At 73.3% G+C, this 21,109-nt stretch carries 15 protein-coding genes; 9 read left to right on the forward strand and 6 right to left on the reverse strand.

From position 1 onward, the window contains the following. Positions 1-25: 25 nt before the first annotated feature. Entirely contained in the window at positions 26-1,258 is a 1,233-nt protein-coding gene (locus tag ACFP1Z_RS10060) for a CbiX/SirB N-terminal domain-containing protein (protein WP_390315651.1), read from the forward strand. Here ACFP1Z_RS10060 and ACFP1Z_RS10065 read toward each other — a convergent pair. From ACFP1Z_RS10065 to ACFP1Z_RS10075, 3 genes are read right to left on the reverse strand one after another with little or no spacing between them, the layout of a single operon-like run. Continuing rightward, complete coding sequence (locus ACFP1Z_RS10065; protein WP_390315652.1) at positions 1,207-1,992, reverse strand: polysaccharide deacetylase family protein; 786 nt, start codon at positions 1,990-1,992, stop codon at positions 1,207-1,209. The two genes, ACFP1Z_RS10060 and ACFP1Z_RS10065, sit on opposite strands and share 52 nt — an antisense overlap. 52 nt (positions 1,993-2,044) lie before the next feature. Beyond that, the gene (locus ACFP1Z_RS10070) at positions 2,045-2,731 is read right to left on the reverse strand and encodes a class I SAM-dependent methyltransferase (RefSeq protein ID WP_390315653.1); all 687 of its coding nucleotides are present in this window, start codon (positions 2,729-2,731) and stop codon (positions 2,045-2,047) included. A gap of 5 nt (positions 2,732-2,736) precedes the next feature. Continuing rightward, positions 2,737-10,242 carry an SDR family NAD(P)-dependent oxidoreductase gene (locus tag ACFP1Z_RS10075; protein ID WP_390315655.1) on the reverse strand — a complete coding sequence of 2,502 codons (7,506 nt, stop codon included), beginning with the start codon at positions 10,240-10,242 and terminating at the stop codon, positions 2,737-2,739. Positions 10,243-10,635: 393 nt separating this feature from the next. Here ACFP1Z_RS10075 and ACFP1Z_RS10080 point away from each other — a divergent pair, with 393 nt between their 5' ends. Continuing rightward, entirely contained in the window at positions 10,636-12,162 is a 1,527-nt protein-coding gene (locus ACFP1Z_RS10080) for a cytochrome P450 (protein WP_390315656.1), read from the forward strand. Between the two features lie 34 nt (positions 12,163-12,196). Then, complete coding sequence (locus ACFP1Z_RS10085) at positions 12,197-12,733, forward strand: NUDIX domain-containing protein (protein ID WP_390315657.1); 537 nt, start codon at positions 12,197-12,199, stop codon at positions 12,731-12,733. 15 nt (positions 12,734-12,748) lie between these two features. Here ACFP1Z_RS10085 and ACFP1Z_RS10090 read toward each other — a convergent pair whose 3' ends face one another. Further along, positions 12,749-13,210: a GNAT family N-acetyltransferase gene (locus tag ACFP1Z_RS10090; protein ID WP_390315658.1), complete on the reverse strand. Its 462-nt coding sequence runs from the start codon at positions 13,208-13,210 to the stop codon at positions 12,749-12,751. A gap of 49 nt (positions 13,211-13,259) precedes the next feature. On the opposite strand from ACFP1Z_RS10090, the gene ACFP1Z_RS10095 reads away from it, so the two are divergent. After that, positions 13,260-14,243 carry an AraC-like ligand-binding domain-containing protein gene (locus tag ACFP1Z_RS10095; RefSeq protein WP_390315659.1) on the forward strand — a complete coding sequence of 328 codons (984 nt, stop codon included), beginning with the start codon at positions 13,260-13,262 and terminating at the stop codon, positions 14,241-14,243. Between the two features lie 172 nt (positions 14,244-14,415). On the opposite strand, the gene ACFP1Z_RS10100 is transcribed toward ACFP1Z_RS10095, so the two are convergent. Continuing rightward, positions 14,416-14,844 carry a hypothetical protein gene (locus ACFP1Z_RS10100; protein ID WP_390315660.1) on the reverse strand — a complete coding sequence of 143 codons (429 nt, stop codon included), beginning with the start codon at positions 14,842-14,844 and terminating at the stop codon, positions 14,416-14,418. Between the two features lie 276 nt (positions 14,845-15,120). Here ACFP1Z_RS10100 and ACFP1Z_RS10105 point away from each other — a divergent pair, with 276 nt between their 5' ends. The 3 genes from ACFP1Z_RS10105 to ACFP1Z_RS10115 all read left to right on the forward strand — a co-directional run bounded on the left by ACFP1Z_RS10105 (position 15,121) and on the right by ACFP1Z_RS10115 (position 18,689). Next, the gene (locus tag ACFP1Z_RS10105; RefSeq protein WP_390315905.1) at positions 15,121-15,729 is read left to right on the forward strand and encodes an IS607 family transposase; all 609 of its coding nucleotides are present in this window, start codon (positions 15,121-15,123) and stop codon (positions 15,727-15,729) included. Beyond that, positions 15,722-17,335, forward strand: coding sequence for an IS200/IS605 family accessory protein TnpB-related protein (locus tag ACFP1Z_RS10110; RefSeq protein WP_390315661.1), 1,614 nt, complete (start codon positions 15,722-15,724; stop codon positions 17,333-17,335). Before ACFP1Z_RS10105 ends, ACFP1Z_RS10110 begins: the two co-directional genes overlap by 8 nt. 220 nt (positions 17,336-17,555) lie before the next feature. Continuing rightward, the gene (locus tag ACFP1Z_RS10115) at positions 17,556-18,689 is read left to right on the forward strand and encodes a calcium:cation antiporter (protein WP_390315662.1); all 1,134 of its coding nucleotides are present in this window, start codon (positions 17,556-17,558) and stop codon (positions 18,687-18,689) included. A gap of 19 nt (positions 18,690-18,708) precedes the next feature. Here ACFP1Z_RS10115 and ACFP1Z_RS10120 read toward each other — a convergent pair whose 3' ends face one another. After that, complete coding sequence (locus ACFP1Z_RS10120) at positions 18,709-18,936, reverse strand: hypothetical protein (RefSeq protein WP_390315663.1); 228 nt, start codon at positions 18,934-18,936, stop codon at positions 18,709-18,711. A gap of 166 nt (positions 18,937-19,102) precedes the next feature. Here ACFP1Z_RS10120 and ACFP1Z_RS10125 point away from each other — a divergent pair, with 166 nt between their 5' ends. Both ACFP1Z_RS10125 and ACFP1Z_RS10130 read left to right on the forward strand, forming a co-directional pair. Continuing rightward, positions 19,103-19,681 (forward strand): nucleoside deaminase, encoded by a 579-nt coding sequence (locus ACFP1Z_RS10125; protein ID WP_390315664.1) that lies wholly within the window; start codon positions 19,103-19,105, stop codon positions 19,679-19,681. A 70-nt stretch (positions 19,682-19,751) separates the two neighbouring features. Next, positions 19,752-21,059 carry a PP2C family protein-serine/threonine phosphatase gene (locus ACFP1Z_RS10130; RefSeq protein ID WP_390315665.1) on the forward strand — a complete coding sequence of 436 codons (1,308 nt, stop codon included), beginning with the start codon at positions 19,752-19,754 and terminating at the stop codon, positions 21,057-21,059. Positions 21,060-21,109: the final 50 nt, after the last annotated feature.

The following is a 21,109-nucleotide window of genomic DNA, read 5'->3' on the forward strand; positions in this document are numbered from 1 at the left end:
GCCGGGCGGGCCTGTGCTGCTCGCCGTGGCGCACGGCACGCGGGACCCGGACGGCATGGCGGCGGTCCACGCCCTGTGCGCACGGGTGTCGGCACTGCGGCCCGGACTCCCGGTGCGCCTGGGGTGCGTGAGCTCGGCGCGTCCTTCGCTGACGGAGGCGCTGGCGGGCGTCTCGGGCGAGGTGGTCGTGGTCCCACTGCTGCTGGCGCCGGGCCATCACGTGCGGGTGGACATCCCGCACGCCCTGTCGCAAGCACCGTGGGTACGCGCACGGGTCGCCCCGGCACTGGGCCCGGACCCTTTGCTGGCGGAGGCCCTGACGGACCGGCTGACGGAGGCGGAGAGGACGCGCAGCGCGGACCCCGCGCACCCGACGGATCCCGGGGGCGCCCCGGGCACGGCGGCGGCTGCCGGACATCCGGCGCTGCCCGGCAGCAAGACGACCACCGCAGGCGCGCATCGCGCGACCACCGCGGGCACTACCGGGAGCACCACGCACACGGCAGGTCCCGGAACCGCCCCGGGCACGGCGGACGCTCCGGGCCCCGGCAGCACCGGCGCGCGTCGCGCACCCATCACGGGTGCCGCTGAGGACACCGCACACGCGGCGGATTCCGGGACTGTCCCCAGTCGGGCCACCGACACGGCAGCGGGCACCGTGCCTACAGCGCTGCCCCGCAGCGGGACGAGCGCCCCGGGCGCACATCGCGTCACCACCGCGGGCACCACCGGGCGCTCCGCGCACCCGACGGATTCCGGAACCGCCCCGAGTACGGCCGCCGGCACGGCGGAGGGCACCGCACCCGCCCCCGACCCCGACGGCTCGGCCGGCGTCTCGCGGGACGCAGCCGGCATCGTGCCCCGCCGCACGGCGACTTCACGGGGCGCGCCCCCCGCCCGTACCCCCGTCGTTCTCGCCGCCGCCGGGTCGGCGGATCCCGGGGCCCGTGCCGCTATCCGGGCCACGGCCGCCCTCCTGGCGGCCCGGACCGGGCGGACGGTCTTCGCCGCGTTCCTGTCCGGTGCCGGGCCGGCGCCTTGCGAGGTGGTGGCGGCTCTGCGCGCGGCGGGGCACGACGACGTTGTCGTGGCGAGCTGTCTCCTGGGCTCCGGGGCCTTCGCGCGGCTCGCGGCCGGGTGTGGGGCGCGTGTGGTGTCCGCGCCGCTGGGGGGTCATGAGGCGGTGGCGCGGCTCGTGTTGCGGCGCTATGACGAGGCGGCGGCGCGGACGTGTTCCCGCAAGTCGGTGATGCGGTAGCCCCGTTCCCGTACGGCGTCGATGATCCGTGGCAGCGCCCGCGCGTCGAGTACCGTCCCGCTGCCGTCGGGCGTGCCCACGTGCATCTGCACGATCTCGCCGGGCCCGAGCGCGTCGAGGGCGCGCCGCACCGCCGCCTCGGTGCTCATGCCGCCGCCGGGCCCTTTGTAGCCGTTGGTGTCGGCGCTGAACTCGATGTCCGCGAAGCCGAGTCCGTTGACCTCGGCGATCCGCTGCGGGGTCGTCTCGCTGTAGGGGAAGCGGAAGAAGGGCAGCGGGCAAGTACCGGCGGCCGCGCGCAGCGCCCGGTGGGCGCGCAGGACCTCGTGGCGGGCCTGCGCCGGGGTCAGCGCGCTGAAGTGCGGGTGGCTGTGGGAGTGGCTGCCGATGCCGTGCCCGGCGGCGGCCATCGCCCGGACCGCGCGCGGGTGCCGTTCGGCGAACTGCCCGGTGGGGAAGAACGTGGCGGGCGCGTGCTTGTCGCGCAGCACGCGCAGGACGTCGGCGAGTCCGTCCTCGTTCCAGGCCGCGTTGAAGGTGAGGGCGACCACCCGCCGCTGGGTGGGGAGGCGGCGGACTTCGCCGCCGTAGAGCGCGGGGGCGGGGGTCGCGGCGCAGGGCGGCGGGGCCGAGGGGCGTACGGCCGGCGCGGGGCCGAAGCCCGTGAGGGCCACGGCCGCCGCGACGGCCGGCAGGGTCGTACGGAGCCACAGGGTGGCGGGGAACCGTCTCATGCCGGCACCCTGCACACAATCCCGCGGCCCCGTACGCTTCTTCGGACGTACTTCACCCGACCGTGCCTTCGAAGACCGTGCCTTCGAAGAAGGCCACGCACCCGTGCGTCCACAGCCGGTGTTCCGGGAAGCGCGCGGCGAGCGCCTCGCGCAGCCCGGTCAGCGAGTCGCCCGTGTTGTGGAAGACGCCCCGCCGGTTGAGCGCGCGCATCAGCAGGCGTCCGCCGGCGCTGACGGGTAGCCCGGAGGCGAGCACCGTGCTGCCGAAGACCCGCCCGCCGGGCCGTACGCACCGGGCCGCGTGGTCGAGGGCACGGGCCTTGGTGTCCATGCCGCCGGGCAGGCAGTGCAGCAGGAAGTTCAGCCCGGCGGAACCGTGGGACTCCGGTGGCAGCGGCAGTGGTTGGAGGATGTCGGCCCGGCAGACGGTCACGTCGCAGTCGGCGAGCCGGCGTGCGGTGTGGGCGAGGGAGGCCCGGTTGAGGTCGACGAGCGTGACCTTGCGGCGGGCGGTGGGTGAGCAGCGGGCGATGAGCCGGCCGGTGCCGACGCCGATGTCGAGGTGTTCGGTGGTGATGTTGCGTTCGTACAGGTCCGCCATGTGGCGGGGTGGGCACTTCCAGAACAGCGGGATGTTGATGCCGTGCACGGCGAGGTCGTAGCCGCGCAGGGTGAACGCCGTGTAGGCGGCCTGTCCTTCGTGGAGTTCGCGGGCGCCGGCACCGGGCGGTCCGGTCACGGGGGTCACCGTGCTTCTCCCTCCGTGAGTCCCAGGCGGGCCAGGACCCTGCCCGCGAGTACCTCGATGTTCCCGGCGTTGATGATCTCCACGGGGGAGAACTCGCAGCGCAGGCGGCGCCGGATGGCCTGGGTGACTTCCGTCGCCATGAGCGAGTCCACGCCGAGTTCGTCGAGGGGACGGCCGCGGTCGAGCGTCTCGGGCGCGTGGTGCAGGATCCTCGCCAGCAGCTCCGCCAGGACGTCGCACACCGTGCCGTGGGCGGTCGCGGGGTCCGATTCCCGTAGCCGGTGGTGGAGTTCGTCCGAGGAGCCGTCCGGTCCGTCGGCGGCCTCGGGGAGGACGGCGGCGAAGCGGGGGACGAGGATCGCGGGCAGCAGCCGGGGGATGCGGGTCCAGTCCGCGCCGTCGAGGAAGACGACGTCGGCGCCGTCGGTGAGGTGTTCGTCGAGGGCGGTCAGTGCGGTGCGGGCGGTGACGGGGAGCCAGCCGATCCGGGCGAGGGGTGCGGTGAGGACCTCGCGGGCGACGTATCCGGCGTCCTGGATGGGCCCGTACTCCATGGTGACCGCGCGGTGTCCGGCGTGCCTGCGGGCCCTGGTGAGGGCTTCGAGGTAGAGGTTGGCGGCGCTGTAGTGGGCCTGTTGGACGTTGCCGGTGAGGGCGGCGCCGGAGGAGTAGGCGGCGAAGAAGTCCAGTGGGCGGCCGCGGCTGGCGGTGTCGAGCAGCAGGCCGCCGAGGAGTTTGGGGGCGAGGACGGCGCGTATGCGGTCGTCGGTGAGGTCCGGGAGGAAGCCGTCGTCGAGGGCCATGGCGCCGTGGACCACTCCGCGCAGCCCCCCGCCGCCGGCCTCGACCGTCTTCAGCAGGGCGGTGACCGCGTCCGGGTCGCTGACGTCCACCGCGTGCGCGGTGGCCTCGGCTCCCAGGTCCGCGAGCGTCCGCAACAGGGCGTCCGCGCCGGGGGTTTCGGGTCCCCTGCGGCCGGCGAGGGCGAGCCGGCGGATCCCGCGCCGCGCCAGGTGCACGGCGGTGGCGGCGCCCAGTCCGGTCAGGCCGCCGGTGATCAGGACCGTGCCGGCGCTGCCCGACAGGGACGGCAGTGCCGGTACGGCCGGGTGCGCGGGCGGCGGTTCGTCGAAGGAGACGACGACCTTGCCGAGGTGCCGGGAGCGCAGCAGCACGTCGAAGGCCTCGTCGACGCGGGCGGCGGGCAGGATCTGGTGGGGCAGGGGGCGGTAGGTGCCGTCGGCGATGCGCTCGGCCATCGTCGCGTAGGTGGCGCGGGTGGCGGGGGTGTCCCGCTCCAGCAACTGGTGGGCGTCGACCGCGTGGTAGGAGAGGTTGTTGCGGAACGGGGCCAGCGGCAGCGGGCTGGAGGCGTAGATGTCGCGTTTGCCGAGTTCGACGAACCGGCCGCCGGTCCGCAGCAGTTCGAGGCTGCGCGGTATGGCCTCGCCGGCGAGCGAGTTGAGGACGACGTCCACGCCATCGCCGCCGGTGAGCTCCCTGACGTGTTCGGCGAAGTCGAGGCTGCGGGAGTCGAGGGCGTGGCGGGCGCCGAGCATGCGCAGCAGTTCGCGTTTGGCGGGGGTGCCGGCGGTGGCGATGACGGTGCAGCCGCGCTCGCGTGCGTGGCGCAGGGCGGCGAGTCCGATGCCGCCTGCGGCGCCGTGCACGAGCACCGTCTCGCCGGGGGCGAGGCGGGCGAGGTCGTCGAGGGCGTGCTGGACGGTGAAGGAGACCACGGGCAGGGTCGCGGCCCCGGCGAAGGTCGTGCCGTCGGGGACACGGGCGCAGCGCCGGGCGTCGGCGACGACGTGGGTGGCCAGGCAGCGGCGGCCGATGGCGAGGACGCGGTCGCCGGGGGCGAGCCCGGTGACGCCGGTACCGACGGCGGTGATCTCCCCGGCGCATTCCAGGCCGAGTTCGATGCCGTCGGGGGTGACGCGTTCGCCGCCGGGCGGGTAGATGCCGGCGGCCATCATCACGTCGCGGTAGTTGAGGGCGGCGGCGCGGACGGCGATGGCGACCTGTCCCGGGCCGGGGCGGGGGTCGTCCCCGGGGACCCAGGTCAGCCGACGTCCGCTGCCGGGCACGTCGACGCGCAGGACGCGGGGCGTGGCGGTGTCGCGGGGCGAGGGCGCGGGCCGGTGTTCGACGAGGCGGGCGGCGAAGCGGCCTGCTGGGGTGAGCAGGATCTCGTCCTCCGCGTCGGGGGCGAGGAGTTCACGGGCGAGCCGCCGCGCGTCGGCTTCCGTGTCCTTGGGGTCCTCGCTCCGGCACAGGGAGATCCGGCGGACGGTGAGCCGGGGCTGTTCGTTGGCGAGGGTGCGGGCCGCTCCCCAGGGGACGGCGTCGCCGGGGGCCCGCGGGGGTTCGGGGGCCGGGAGGGCGCCGCTGGGCCGGCAGACCAGGGAGATCACCGGCCGGACGGCGGGCGGCAGTTCGCGGCAGGCGGTGGCCAGGTCCCGCAGGTAGCCGACGCGGCGGACGGCCTGCTCCAGTACGGCGGCGCTGTCGGCGGCCGCGGGGGTGTCCTCGTCCAGCAGCACGGCGACGCGGGGGGCGCGCGCGTCGTCGGGGACGAGCGGGCCGCGCCGTGGCGCCCGGAGGGAGGCCAGGGTGACGCGGGTGCGGGTGGCTTCCGTGAGGAGGGCGGCGAGGTGGCGGGTCAGGGGGGCGCCGGGGTGTTCGGCGAGCAGCAGCCAGTGGTCGCCGTCTCCGGGGGGCAGCGCGGCCGGCCGGGGCGGGAGGTCGTCGGCGGGGCGGCGGGCGAGCAGCAGGGAGTGGTCGCCGGTCGCGGACCGGTCGGTCTCCTCGGCGGGGTCGTTGGCGCGGACGGCGTCGGCGAAGCCGCACTCGCCCAGCAGCCGCAGCCAGGTTCCGGCGGGCAGCAGGGGGGAGCCGGCGCGCAGGTCGTGGTCGGTGAACGTCCAGAAGCCGTCGAGGAGTCCGAAGCACAGGGCCATGGGTTCGGGGTCGTGGTACTCGACGGCGAGGAGCTGGCCGCCGGCGGCGAGCAGGCCGCGGATGCGGTGGAGGGTGGCCCGCAGGTCCCGGGTGGCGTGCAGGACGTTCGCGGCGACGACGAGGTCGAAGGAACCGTCGGCGAAGCCCTGCCCTGCGGGATCCTGGTCCAGGTCGAGGGTGCGGTAGTCGACGAAGTCGTGGGCGGCCAGCCGTACTTGGGCGCGGGTGAAGAAGGAGGGGCTGACGTCGCTGTAGACGTACCAGGTGCGTTCGGGGGGCAGCAGGGGCAGCAGTTCGGCGGTGACCGCGCCGGTGCCGGCGCCGACTTCGAGGATCCGCAGGGGCCGGTCGGCCGGCCAGTGCCGGACGAGGGAGCGCAGTACGGCGCGGGCGCGCAGGTAGTCGGTGCGCAGTGCGGCGATGTCGCTGTAGAAGTGCTCGATGAGGTGCTGGTCGGCTTCGGAGAACAGCAGTTGTACGGGGTCTTCCTCGCCGCGCAGCACGGCGGGCAGGTGTGTGCCGCAGCGGCCGTAGAGGGCGATGGCCATGGCCTGGCGGGGGAAGCGGTCCAGGGAGCGGCGCAGCAGGGGTTCGGGGTCGGGGTTTCCGGTGAGCCGCCAGTGGCCGGGGGCGGCGGTGGCGGCGAGTCCCCAGCGGGTGGTGAGGCGCAGCAGGAGGGCGGCCTCGGGCCGGTACGTGTCGGGCATGCCGGCGGCGGTGAGGTCGTCGAGGGTGAACTCGCGGCCGCCGGGGGCCAGTCCGGCCAGGGCGCGGGCGGCGAAGTGGGCGCTGAACTCCGCGAAGGCGTCCTTGCAGCCGTGTTCGCCGGAGAGTTCCGCGCCGGCCCGGCGGCCGGCGGAGGCGTCGCGCAGTTCCCCCGGCGGGGGCAGTGGTGAGGTGGCCGCGCCGGGTGCGGAGCCGGGCCGGGCCCGCAGGACGGCGGTGAGGCGGCGGGCCGGGGCGGGGCCGTCCCCGCCGGGCCGGCGGCGGGCCCGGCAGCCGGTGATCTCGCAGGTGACGTTCCCTCGCAGGTCCAGGACACGGACGTCCCAACTGGCCTCGTGCTCGCCGAGTTCCCGGCAGCGGACGTGGACGAGGCCGCTCGCGCCGGGGGTGCGCCACAGCCGGACGCGGTCGATCGCGACGGGCAGGAAGGGTGCCGTGCCGCCGAGCCGGTCGAGGAGGGGCGCGCCGGCCTGGAGGGCGCCGTCGAGGAGGGCGGGGTGCACGCGGTAGGTGCCGTCGTCGGGCGGTACCCGGTAGGTGGCCAGTATCTCGCCGTCGCCGGTGCGCAGTTCTTCGAGGACGCGGAAGGCCGGACCGTAGGACAGTCCGGAGCGGGCGGCGCGCTCGTAGTGTTCGGCGGCGGTGCGCGTGTGCGGGGTACGGGCGCGTACGGCCGCGACGTCCACCGGCAGCGGTTCCGCGGCCAGTTGCCGGCGCAGTGTGCCGCGCGCGTGCTCCAGCCAGGGCGACCGGGCGTGCGTGCGGCCGGAGAGGGTGACGGACTGGTCGGCCTCCGCGTAGGCGGTCTGGAGGCGGACGTCCAGGGCTTCCTCGTCCCACGGCAGGACGAGGGCGCGGCCGATGGTGAGCCGGGTCAGTTCGGCGGGGGCGTCGAACAGCCGGGCTCCGGCGGCCAGTGCGGCCTCCACGTAGGCCGCTGCGGGCAGGACCACGGCGCCGTCGACGCGGTGGTCGGCGAGCCAGGGCATACGGGAGGGGGCGAGGGGGCCCGTCCACACGGGCGCGCGTTCGGTGAGCCGGGTGCCGAGCAGGGGGTGCGGGTCGGTCATGGGGGCGTCGCCGCCGATGCCGGAGACGTTCCACCAGTGGGGCGCTCCGCGCCAGGAGCGGGTGCGCTGCCAGGGGTAGGCGGGCAGGTCCACGACCCGGCCGGGGTGCGGGAAGTACGTGTTCCGGTCCGGGCGGGCGCCGGCGGCCAGGACGCGGGCGGCGCAGGTGCTGACGGCGGCGGGCCCGTCCGTGTCGCGCTCGCAGGCGGGGACGGCGACGAGGGGCCGCGGGTCCTGGGCGCTCGCGCGGCGGAGGTAGCCGAGCAGTACGGGGTGCGGGCCGATCTCCACGAAGATGTCGCAGCCGTGCTCGCGCAGCGTGCGGACGGCGGCGCCGAAGAGCACGGGGCTGCGCATGTTGTGCCACCAGTGCGTGGCGTCGAGTTCCTGTCCGTGCGCGAGTGTGCCGGTGACGGTGGAGGCGAGGGGGATCCGGGCGGCCTCCGGGCGGATCCCGGCGAGTCCGGCGCGTACGGATTCCTCCAGGGGGTCCATGGCCCGGCTGTGGAAGGCGTAGTCGAGGTCGAGCCTGCGGAAGTGGATGTCGCGGGCGGTGAGCCTGTCCTCCAGGTCGCGCAGGGCGGCCGCGTTCCCGGAGACGGTCATGTCGCGTTCGCCGTTGATGCCGGAGAGCTCCAGTGCCCCGCCGTAGTCGGCGAGTTCGGCGCGCAGCGCGTCCTCGGTGAGGCCGACGGCGGCCATGCCTCCCGTGCCGGCGGTGTGCTGCTGGGCGCGGCTGCGGGTGACGACCGCCCGTGCGGCGTCGGGCAGGCGCAGCGCTCCCGCGACGCACGCGGCGATCGTTTCGCCGACGCTGTGGCCGACGACGGCGTCGGGCCGGATGCCGTGGCTGTCCAGCAGCGCGACCAGCCCCCACTGGACGGCGAACAGCATCGGCTGGGCGACGTCGGTGGCGTCGAGCCGCCGGCCGGCGGGCGGGCCGGACGCGAGGGCTTCCCGGACGGACCACGTCAGGTGCGGGGCGAAGGCCCGGTCCGCCTCGGTGACGGCGCGGCGGAAGACGGGTTCGCGGGCGAGCAGGTCGGCGGCCATGCCGGGCCACTGGGAGCCGTTCCCGGAGAACGCGAAGGCGACCTTGCCGTGTTCGGTCCGGGGGGCGGTGGCGCTGCCGGGCGGCGGCTCCTCGCCGCGTGCCACGGCCCGCAGGGCCGCCGTGGCCCGGTCCGGTCCGTCGGCGAGGACGGCGGCGCTGTGGGGGTGGTGGCCGCGGCGGAGCGCCGTGGTGTGGGCGAGGTCGTAGAAGTCGCCGTCGGCGCGGCCGGTTTCGATGCGGTCGGCCAGCGCCGCGGCGGCGGCCCGCAGGGCCTCGGCGGTCCGGGCGGAGACCAGCACGGGCACCGGCCCGCGCGGCGTACGGGCCGCCGGGCGCGGTGCGGGGGCGCGGCCGAGCAGCACATGGGCGTTGGCGCCGCCGAAGCCGAAGGAGTTCACGCCCACCGCCGAGGACGGCCCCACGCCGACCGGGCGCGGGCCGAGCACGGGGGCCAGGCGCAGGCCGTCGAAGTCGATGGCCGGGTTGAGGGGTTCGGCGTGCAGGGTGGGCGGCAGGGCACCCTCGCGCAGCACGAGCATCGCCTTGAACAGGCCGGCCATGCCCGAAGCGGCCTCCAGGTGGCCCATGTTGGACTTCACGGACCCGATCGGCAGCGGCCCGCCGGTGCGCCCCTCGCACAGGGCGCGGCCGATGGCCGTGCACTCGGCCGGGTCACCGACGGGCGTGGCCGTACCGTGCGCCTCGAAGTACACCACGTCGTCCGGGGCGACACCGGCTCGCGCGTACACCTCGCGCAACAGCGCTTCCTGCGCGGCACCGTTGGGCAGGGCGAGCCCGCGGGTCGTACCGTCGCTGTTGGTCCCGCTGCCGAGGATCACCGCGTGGACGCGGTCGCCGTCGGCCAGCGCGTCCGACAGCCGTTTGAGCAGCACGAGTCCGCCGCCCTCGGCGCGTACGTAGCCGTCGGCGCGGGCGGAGAACGTACGGCAACGCCCGCTGGGCGACAGCATGTTCGCGTCGCAGAAGCCGATGTAGACGTAGGGGCTCAGCAGCACGTTGACACCGCCGGCCAGCACCGTCCTGCTCGTGCCGGCGCGCAGGCGTTCGCAGCCCTCGTGCAGGGCCGTCAGCGCGGAGGAGCACGCGGTGTCGACGGCCAGGCTGGGGCCGCGCAGGTCGAGGAAGTGGGAGATGCGGTTGGCGCAGTTGGCGGAGGCGCTCCCGGCGATGGCGTACGGGCTGCCGGTGTCGGTGACCCGGGTCTGCAGTTCCAGATAGTCACGGGCGGCGACGCCGATGTAGACGGCCGTGTCGCCGCCGACGAGGGACGCGGGGTCGACGGCCGCGTCGTCGAGGGCCTCGACGGCCAGTTCCAGCAGGATGCGCTGCTGCGGGTCCAGCCACTCGGCCTCGCGCGGCGAGATGTGCCGGAAGTAGGAGGTGTCGAAGCCGGCGATGTCGTCGAGGAAGCCGCCGGCCGCCGTGTACGTCCTGGCGTGCCCACGGCGCTCGGTGTCGAGGAACTGGGCGATGTCGAAACGGTCTTCCGGCACGTCGGTGATCAGGTCGCGGCCGGAGGAGAGGGCGGTCCACAGGGCGTCGAGGCTGTCGATGCCGCCGGGGAGACGGCAGGCGGCGCCGATGACGGCGACGGCGTCACCGGCGGCTTCCGGGGGTTCCGGGGTGGGAGTGGGGGTGGGGGTGGGGGCGGCGGAGTGTGCTCGCACGGTCAGGACCTCCGGGTGGGAGTGGGTGGCGTGACGTGTGGGAGCGGGGGCTGAGAGCCGCCGAAGCCTAGTCGAGGGACAGGTGTTGGCCCAGACTTTCCGGCGCGTGACGTCAGGGCCGCGACGGCATTCGGACAGCGGCGGCCGGGGCCCCACCAGGACGTGGCGGGGGCGGGTCAGCTCACGCGGGTCGGGAAGTTGTCGCTTGCGTCTTGTTGACACGCGGTGGGGGTGGGAGCACGGTGGCTGGCGGCGTGCGCGACGGGCGCGAGCGGTGGCGAGCGGTGTGTACGGCCGTGTACGGCCGCCAACGATCGCGTGCGTACGGTCGCGTGCGTACGGTCGCGAACAACGGTGAACAGCCGCACCAGGAGCCCCGAGGGGAGCAACCCCATGCCGTCGGCCGCCACCAGCCACCAGCCTCCCCCCACCGCCCCCGGCGCGCTCCCGCTGCTCGGCCACTCCCTGCGGCTGGTACGTGACCCCCTCCCGTTCGTCGGCGGACTGCGCGAGCAGGGCGAACTGGTACGGATCCGCGTCGGCACACGCCCCGCGCTCGTGGTGTGCCACCCCTCCCTCGTGCACGAGGTGCTCGTCACCCAGGCGCACCGCTTCGAGAAGGGCGGCATCATCTTCGAGCACCTCAAACCGGTGTCCGGCAACGGCCTGTTCACCGTCGAGGAACCCGACCACCTGCGGCACCGGCGCCTGATGCAGCCCGCCTTCACGAAACCGGCCATCGCCGCCTACACGCAGATCATGGCGGAGGAGGCGCACCGGCTCAGCGAAGCCGTCGGCCGTGCCGGCACGGCCGACATCAAGGCCGCGACCCGCCCGGCCGTCGCCCGCATCCTCCTGCGCTCGATCTTCCCGACCATGCCGCCGGAGCGCGTCCTGCACTTCCTGCGCTGCCTGGACACCGTCTTCGCCGGGGTGTTCGCCCGCATCGTGCTGCCGGTGGACTTCCTGCACGAGCTGCCGCTGCCGCGCAATGTGCGCTATCAGCGGGCGCTGGAGCAGTCCTGGGCGACCGCGACGAGCATCGTCGCGGAAGCGCGGGCGGCACAGCGGTCGGGGGCGCACGGCGCGGGGCTGCTGCCGGAGTTCATGCGGGCGGGGGCGGGTGTGGGTACGGACGCGGGTACGGGCGCGGCGGCCGGAGCCGATACGGACCGGCGCGCGCAAGCCGGCACAGGCGCAGGCTCCAACGCCGACGCCGACACCAACACCAACACCGGCACCGGCACCGGCACCGGCACCGGCAAGAACCCGGCCCCCGGCACCGGCTTCACCGACACCCAACTCCGCGACCAGGTCATGTCCCTGCTCCTGGCGGGCTCGGAGAACGCGGCGACCGTCGTCGCCCTCGCCTGCCACCACCTCGCCCACGACCCCCGCGTCGAACGCCTCCTGCACGCCGAAGTGGACTCCCTGCCGGCCACCCCGGACGCGGGCCTCGTCGCGAGCCTCCCCTACACCGCCCGCGTCGCCACGGAAATCCTCCGCCTGTACCCGCCGGTCTGGTGCATCGACCGCCGCGCCCAGGAGAACTTCACCCTGGCCGGCCACCGCTTCCCCGCCGGTACCGACGTCATCGTCAGCCCCTACCTCCTCCACCACGACCCGGAGTTGTTCCCCGACCCCGAACACTTCCTGCCCGAACGCTGGGAACCGGGCCGCACGAGCGAGCGGGCCCGCGCGGCCTTCATCCCCTTCGGCGCGGGCAACCGCAAATGCATCGGCGACGCGTTCGGCATGGCGGAGGCCACGGTACTGCTGGCCGTCCTGACACGAAGCTGGCGCCTGCGCCCGGCACCGGGCGCCCGGGTACGGGTCCTGGCGCGGGCGCCGTTGGCGGCTCGGGGGGTGGTGATGCGGGTGGAGAAACGGACCGAGGTCCCGGCCGACCGGGGTCAGTAGGGCGGCCGGGACGGTCTCGGCGCACCAAGCGCGTATGGGCCGGCGCTCGTCCAGCCCCCTCACGGAAGGAGAGCCGGTGAAGGGCAAGACCCGACGGATCGACTACTGGCAGGACCCGAACGCCCCCGCGCCCACCAGCCGCAAGGCCTCCGCATCGGCGTTCGTGCTCGACGACAGCGGGCGCCTTCTGCTGTTGCAGCGCGTGGACAACGGCCTGTGGACCATCCCGACGGGCGGCGTGAAGAAGGGCGAGACCGTAGCTCAGGCGGCGGTGCGTGAGTGCCGCGAGGAAACCGGCCTCGGTATCGAAGTGACCGGCCTGGTGGGCGTGTTCTCGGACCCCGGGCATGTGATCGCCTATCTGCACGGAGACCGTGTGGACGAAGTACGCCAGCCGATCAACGTCTGTCTGCGTGCCCGTGTCGTGGGCGGCGCGATGTCCCCGGATCCGAAGGAGGCGGCGGCCGTGCGGTGGGTGAGCCCTGCCGAGTTGGACGGGTACCGGATCCATCCGGCGCTGCGTGTACGCATCGAGCACGGGTTGCACTCCCCGGAGCCGCACATCGACTGACCGGGGTCCGGCCCGTCAGGGCCAAGGCACCTCACCCGGCAACGCCCGACGGAAAACGACGCGCGCCTGCCCTGGACCGCTGTAGTCCTCGACAACCGTCACCTCGAAGCCGAGGACGCGATGGAAGGCGATCGAGCCGGCATTGTCGAGCGTCGTGATCGCCTTCAGTCTCCGCGCCCCCTGCCCCACCGCCGCCTCCGCGAACTCCGCGTACAGTCGCCGCCCCAGACCACCGCGCCGGGCATCGTCACGTACGGCAAGCAGATGCGCGTACCCGGTGCCGTCCGGGGTGACGAAACCGAAGACGTAGCCGCGAATGCCGTCATCAGCACGAGCGACCAGGCACGTCGGCCCGAACTCCTGCACCAGCATGGGCAGATGCAGCGAGCGCAGATCACGCTCACCCCAGTATCGAGGGTAATCAGCCATCACCTGATGGAAGTCGGCCATCGTGGCGCGCTCGATCCGTATGCCCATGGCGACGATCCTGACATGCCCGGCGCCCCCGCCCTACCGTGGAACGACCATGATGGAGATGCTTTTCGACACCTCCGGGTTGCCCGCCCCCGACCGCGTCGACGCCTGGATGGAAACGGCCGCCACGGCGCTGGTGCCCACGCGGATCAGCCCTTTGACCCGGGACTCCTTCGCGGGGCGGATGCGGGCCCTGCACCTGGGGGCCGCGCAGGTGAATGCGATGGCGTATACGTCGCTCTGCTCCCGGAGGACACCCGCGCTGATCCGGCGGTCGGACCCCGAGCAGTATCAGATCGCGCTGATCCGCAGCGGATGTCAGGGGATCGAGCAGGCCGGATCCAACGCCCGGCTGCGGAAGGGAGATCTGGTTCTCTACGACAGTTCGCGTCCTTTCGAGGCCACCGCCGACGGCGGGCAGGGGACGGCGGACTCGGTGCTGTTGCAGTTCCCGAAGCGGCTCCTGGCGCTTCCCGGGGCGAAGGTGGCCGCCTTGCTCGCGGTGCCGTTGAAGGGGACGGAAGGCGTCGGGCGTTTGTTGGCGCAGTTCATGACCGCGCTCGCGGAAGAGGACGTACGGCACTCCCCCGGCGAGGCCGAACGGCTCGGTGTCGTGGCGCTCGACCTGGCCACCGCCGTGCTCGCGCATCATCTGGACGGCGGCGGGAGCGTCCCGCGACGGACTCCGCAGTACGTGCTGTTCCTGCGCGTCCAGCGTTTCGTGCGGCAGCACTTGGGGGATCCGGGGCTCTCCCCAGACGCGATCGCCGCCGCTCACGCGATCTCGACGCGCTATCTGCACCGGCTGTTCCAGCAGCAGCACCTCACCGTCGGTTCCTGGATCCGCGGCCAGCGCCTGGAGCAGTGCCGACGCGCCCTCGCGGATCCCGCGCAGCGGCACACCCCGGTGCATGAGATAGCGGCGCGTTGGGGTTTCGGCCACCCGGCTGCCTTCAGCCGGAACTTCCGTGCCGCGTACGGGATTTCGCCGACGGAATACCGCGAGGCGGCGACCGCGGCCCGCGTGAGTGAGTGAGTGAGTGCGCTCCGCGTCAACGAACTGTGCGCCCGCTGCCAACGACACGGCCCCAGCTGTCGGCACAGAATCAAATCCTGCACCATCGCGCAGTACCGATGGGCACCCGGCCCGGCCGCGCTCACGGGGGTGGCGCGGCCGGGCCCGGGATTCCTGTCGGAGGCAGTCGCGTTCAGTGGATCGCGGACGCCACCTTCCACGGAATGACGGTCTGCGGGCAGACGTACCCCGGGTTCGCGACGCAGCGCCGGTGCGCGGTGATCTCGGTCGTGCCCTTGCCGACCGCCCGGAAGCTCGCTTCGGCGTCGCCGGTCGGTGACGTGCTGCCGGAGGACTGGGACAGCACCTCGGGGGACGCGGCGGCCGGCACGTCCCACACCCAGGTCTCGTGCTCGCCCCGGATGGCGTCGAGGTGGACCCTGATCACGTCGTTGGTGTCGATGTTGACGGTCCGGTTGTCGTCCGCGTTGGTGAGCAGGAGGGTGCTGGAGACCGCGGGCCGGTGTTCGGGAGCGGCTGTGGCGGCGGGCGCCGGGGCCGTGGCCGCGCTCAGGGCCAGGCCGGCGGCGACGGGTACGGTCAGGATTCTCACGGTCTTCACGGGTGACTCCCGGAGTCGGACGGACGGTTGTCGGAGCTCTTGGCCCCGTCCCGTCTACACCTCCGCACCGTGCGGCAGCACCTCCCACTCGTCAATTCACGCCATTTCGTGAACCGTTGGGGCTTCCCGCACCGTGCGGCACGGCGGATTCACCGGTGTCACGTGAGGGTTCTACACCGGCTCCGGCAGCACCAGCAGCAGTGCCTCCAGCGCCGCCCCGAAGGCGTGCTCCGGCGGGGTGCAGGACTCTATCGGTTTGAGTGTGCATAAGTGCGCATGATCTTGCGGGAGTTGCGTTATGGTCTTCCCGTGAATCCGACTGAGTGGGCGCGAGCGCAGGGGATTTCTCCTCACACTGCGTATCGCTGGTTTCGTAACGGGACGCTTCGCGTGCCCGCTCAGCGTGTCGGCCCGCGCACGATCCTGGTGAACGTGGAGGCGAACGCCGCACCGGAAGCGGTCGGCGGACTGGGCCTGTATGCCCGTGTCTCCTCCCGCGATCAGAAAGCGGATCTTGAGCGCCAGGTTGCCCGCTTGTCTGCGTGGGCGGCGAAGGCAGGTCACCGGGTCGTACGCGTTGAGGCCGAGATCGGCTCGGGCATGAACGACTGCCGGTCCAAGGCCCGTCGCCTGCTGGCTGTTCCGGACGTGACCACGGTCGTGGCCGAGCACAAAGACCGCCTCGGGCGCATGAACACCGAACTTGTGGAAGCCCCCCTGCCCACGCACGGGCGGCGCCTGATCGTGCTCGATGACGGCGAAGCCGAAGGCGATTTGGTGCGCGATACGGTAGAGGTCCTGACGTCGTTCTGTGCCCGCCGGTACGAGCGCCGGTCGGCGAAGAACCGCGCCCGAAAGGCCCTTGAGGCGGCCGAGCATGGCTGAGAGCAAGAAGAAGCTGCGCACGATCGATGCGCCGTTCGTCGCCCTCGGGCCATCCGGTGTGGCGATCCGCACCAGCCTCAAGCACCTCACCGACGCGGACGACAAGGTGTTGCGCCAGGTCGGCGCCCACCTCGGCTCGCTGGCCTCGAAGGACCTCAAACGCAGGTGTGCTGACAGCCTGGAACACTCCACGGACACGTGGGCCGAACGCAAGCGTACGCTGACCGAGGAGTCATCCTCGCGCTGGGCCGGATCGATCACGAGGGCCAGCCACGACCAGTGGGCGCTCTCGCGACGAGCCCAGCTCGCCCACATCCAGACCCTTGAGACCGGTGTCAAGACGATCGCTCACCGGCTGTCCCTGCCGGTCGGCGAGAAGGGCACCAAACGCGCCCCGGGCGGATACCGCACCCGTCAGGAGTGGTTCGCCAAGACCCGCCGCCTGCACCTGCTGGAAGACCGTCTGGACGCCGAGCGAGCCGACCGTGAAGCCGGTGTCGTGCACGTCGTGCGCGGCGGCAGGAAACTGGCCCGCAACCGTCACAACCTTCACGCCGCGCAGCTCACCGAAGCCCAGTGGCGGCAGCGGTGGGAAGCAGAGCGCTGGTTCCTCGCCGCTGATGGCGAGTCCGGGAAGCGGTGGGGCAACGAGACGATCCGTGTCACCACCGACGGTGAGGTCTCGATCAAACTGCCCGCGCCGCTGGCGCACTTGGCGAACGCCAGGCACGGCCGGTACGTCCTCGCCGCGAAGGTGAACTTCCGGCACCGCGGGGACGAGTGGGCCGACCGCGTCAGCGCGAACCGGGCCGTGGCCTATCGCATCCACCAGGACGTGCAGCGGGACCGCTGGTACCTGACGGCATCGTGGACGATCCAGCCCGTCAGGACCGTGCCCCTGGCCCAGGCCCGTGCCGGCGGCCTGATCGGTGTCGACACGAACGCCGACCACCTTGCCGCCTGGCGCCTCGACCGGCACGGCAACCCGTGCGGCGAGCCACGCCGTTTCTCCTACGAACTGGACGGCCCCGCCGGATATCGCGACGCCCAAGTGCGGCATGCCCTCACCCGGCTCCTGCACTGGGCCCACCGGCGCGGCCTGTCGATCGCGATCGAAGACCTCGACTTCACCACCGAGAAGACCCGCGAGAAGCACGGACGGCGCAAGCGGTTCCGCAAGCTGATCTCCGGCATGCCCGTGGCCAGGCTGCGGGCACGGCTCGTCTCCATGGCTGCTGAGCTGGGCATCACCATCGTCGCCGTGGACCCGGCGTACACCTCGATGTGGGGGGCCGAGCACTGGCAGAAGCCCCTCACCAGCAAGAACCGTAAGACCACCCGTCACGACGCTGCGAGCGTCGCGATCGGGCGACGCGCCCTCGGGCACCCGATCCGGCGACGGACGGCACCGCCCCACGACGACCAGAGCGATCGTCGTGGGCATCGGACCGCCCAGGCCGGACCAGGTGCACGCGGGCGTGAGGGAACCCGCCCCCGCATTCCCGGACCACGGACACGATCCGTGCAGCCGGATGCGGAGCGAAAACGGGAACCCAGTGCATCCACAACCGTTCGGGATGCGCCAGATGTGCAGGTTTGGGTTTAAGACTCACCCCTGCTCACTGATGAGGAACGGTTGCCTCAGCCGTCACCGCACGTACCTCCTGCTCCTGTGCCCTGTCTTTCGCGGACTTGACGATCTCATACGTCCGTACGGCGCCGGCGGTGCCCTCCCCCGGCCGGGCCGGGGTCCCGCGCGGGCCGGCCCGTGACCCCGGCGGCCGTTCCCGGATGCACCATCGCTGTGCCGCCCCCACACTGGTCCCATGTCCCCCCGGGCGTCGTCGGACCGCTGCCGGGCAGCCCGGCTGCGTTCGTTCGCCGTGTCGTACTGGCCGGTGGTCGTGCCGGTGGTGGCGGCCGTGGCCCTGGCGTTGGTCTGGGGGCGGTCGTTGTCGGGGTGGCAAGTGGGGTTGGCGGGGTGTGCGCTGGCGGGGGCGGTGCTGGCGGCCGTGCATCACGCGGAGGTCATCGCGCACCGGGTCGGGGAGCCGTTCGGTTCGCTGGTGCTGGCGCTCGCGGTGACCGTCATCGAGGTGGCCCTGATCGTGACGCTCATGGCCGACGGCGGGGACAAGAGCGCCACGCTGGCCCGCGACACCGTCTTCGCCGCCCTGATGATCACCTGCAACGGGATCGTCGGCCTGTGTCTGCTGGTGGGCGCGCTGCGACGGCGGGTCGCGGTCTTCAACGCCGAGGGGACGGGTGCGGCGTTCGGGGCGGTGGCGACGCTGGCGGGCCTGAGTCTGGTCCTGCCGACGTTCACCACCACCGCCCCGGGGCCGCGCTTCTCCCCCGCGCAGTTGGTCTTCGCCGCGCTGGCCGCGCTGATCCTGTACGGGCTGTTCGTGGCGACGCAGACGGTCCGGCACCGGGACTACTTCCTGCCGGTGACGGCCGAGGGCGAGGTCATCGACACCGACGACCACGCGGAACCGCCCTCCGCACGGGCCGCCCTGAGCAGTCTGGGCCTGCTCTTCGTCGCGCTCGTCGCGGTGGTCGGCCTGGCCAAGAGCGTCTCACCGGCCATCGAGTCGGCGGTGGCGGCGGCGGGGCTGCCCGCGTCGGTCGTCGGTGTCGTCATCGCGCTGCTGGTACTGCTGCCCGAGTCGATCGCGGCGGTGCGCGCGGCGCGGGGCGACCGCGTGCAGACCAGCCTCAACCTGGGTCTGGGCTCGGCCATGGCCAGCATCGGGCTGACGATCCCGGCGGTGGCCGTGGCCTCACTGTGGCTGAACGGTCCGCTCGTCCTCGGCCTGGGCGCGACGCACATGGTGCTCCTGGCCCTGACGGTCGCCGTCGGCACCCTGACCGTGATCCCGGGCCGCGCGACCCCGCTGCAGGGCGGGGTGCACCTGTCGCTGCTGGCGGCCTACATCGTGCTCGCGGTCAGCCCATGAGGAGCGAAGCCGCCCGGAGTCACCACCAGGACGTGCCGTTGAACGTGATCAGTGTGTTGTGCCGTTCGATGACGTAGTGGTCGGTGCCGCTGACTCTGGTGACGTTGGACTGCGAGTGGCCGCCACTGTTGTTGGTCTGCACATAACTGTGGTCGTCGACGTCGTCAGCCTGCGCGGCGGCCGGCCCCGAGGCGGTCGGAACGGCGGCGGCGAGGGCGACGAGCAGGGTACGGAGGGATGTGTTCATGGCGTTCCTCCAGAAATCGGCGTTGTCCTTTTTGCCCAACGAGTCCGGCATTCAAGCGATACGCGGTGGCGTGCCGGATACGGAAAGCCGTAGCGCCGACGGCGCGTCATGGAGCTCCGTCTCGTCGGGGACTGATCCCGGGCAACTCAGCTGCTACACATGCCCCATGACCTCACGCCGCCGCTTCCTCCGCACCGCCGCCGTCACCGCGGCCGCCGCTCCCCTGCCGGTCTTGGCCGCTCCCGCCGTCGGCGCCGAGCGCTGGTCCGGTCACTGGCCGGACCGGCTGAAGGAGGCCGTCGTGCGGGCCGTGCCCGTGGCTGTCGAGTGGGCCCGGCCCGCGCGCTGGCCGTTCGGTGCTGTGCTGGTGGACGCCGACGGTGGGGAGGTCGTGGCCGGGGCCCGTAACACCTCCGAGCGGTCCGGGGATTCCACTGAGCACGCCGAACTCAACCTGCTGCGGCAGGCGGCCGCGGCCGGGTACGACCTCTCCGCGCACGTGGTGGTCTCCACGGCCGAGCCGTGCCCGATGTGCGCGGGAGCGCTGGTGTGGAGCGGGGTGCGGGGCGTCGCCTACGGGACGTCCGTGCGCGGGCTCATCGGATTCGGCGTCCCGCAGATCGATGTCTCCTGCGACCTGGTCGTGCGCCGCTCGCTGCTGCCGCACCCGCCGGCGCTGGGCCGCGGGATCCGTACGGACCTCACCGATCCCCTTTACCAGAACCTCGCGCGTCACACCCGATGAATTGCCGCACCCTGGTTGACGTGCGGAATCGCACCCCTGCCCGGCCGTCGCGCGGTTACTCTTCTGAGCTGTGGCTACAAGGGGAACTGAAGGCCAGCACGGGTTGGGGGAGGAGCTGGCCGAGTGCGCCCGTACCCAGGAACGGATGCGGGGGCTGCTCGGCTCGATACTCTCCATCAGCGGGGAGCTGGATCTGCCGGTGGTGCTGCGCCGTATCGTGACGACCGCCATGGAACTGGTGGGGGCGCGGTACGGGGCGCTGGGGGTGCTGGACGAAGAAGGGATCGAGCTCGCGGAGTTCATCCCGGTCGGGCTGAGTCAGGAGGAGCTGGGGGAGCTCGCGGCGGTGGAACTGCCGCGTGGCAAGGGGCTGCTGGGTCTGCTGATCAGCGATCCCCGGCCGCTGCGGGTCGACGCGATCGACACGCATCCGCGGGCCGCCGGTCTCCCGCCGGGGCATCCGGCGATGCGCTCGCTGCTGGGGGTGGCGATCACGGTGCGCGGCCGGGTGTACGGCAATCTGTATCTGACGGACCGTCAGGACGGGAAGTCCTTCGACGCGGACGACGAGGCGGTGGTGGTCGCGCTGGCCGGTGCGGCGGGCGTGGCCATCGACAACGCCCGGCTCTACGGCCAGGTCCGGGCGGGCGCCGAGCAGTTCCAGCGGCTGCTGCTGCCCCGGCTGCCGGATCTCGCGCCGTTCGCGTCGTGGGCGGTCTACCAGCCGGCGGCGGATCCGGCGCTGCTCGGCGGTGACTGGTACGACGCGATGGTGCTGCCGGACGGGGCGCGCGTGATGCTCGTGGGCGATGTGATCGGGCACGACGTGCGGGCGGCCGCGGCCATGGCGCAGGTGCGCAATATGCTGCGTGCCCTCGCCTACGACTCCTCCTCCCTGCCGAGCGAGCTGCTCAGCCGCCTCGACCGCACCCTGGAGGCCGTGGCCGAGCCGACGATGGCGACGGTGTCGCTGGCCCGGATCGAGCCGGACGGGGACGGCTGGTCGCTGCTGTGGAGCAGCGCGGGGCATCCGCCGCCGCTGGTGGTGACGGCCGACGGGCGGGCCGGTTACCTGGACGCCGCGTGCACCGGCGCCGAGTCGGATCTGCCGCTGGGGGTGGATCCGGCGGTGGCCCGCCGCGACCACCGGTGCGCGCTGCCCGCGGGGGCGACGGTGCTGATGTTCACGGACGGTCTCGTGGAGCATCCGCAGGGTGACCTGACGGAGGCGCTGCACACGGTCGCGGAGGTCGCGGCTGCGCATGCGCCCCGGCCGCTGGAGGAACTGGGCCGGGCGGTGGCCCGGGCCCGGCCCAGTGACGGCCACGACGACATGGCGGTGCTGGCGCTGCGGGCTCCGGGGGGTACGGGCGCCTGAGCGGGCCCGGCGGCGCGTGATCAGGCGCGTGATCAGGCGCGTGATCAGGC

Source organism: Streptomyces gamaensis, assembly GCF_042656465.1.
Classification (GTDB): Bacteria; Actinomycetota; Actinomycetes; order Streptomycetales; family Streptomycetaceae; genus Streptomyces; species Streptomyces gamaensis.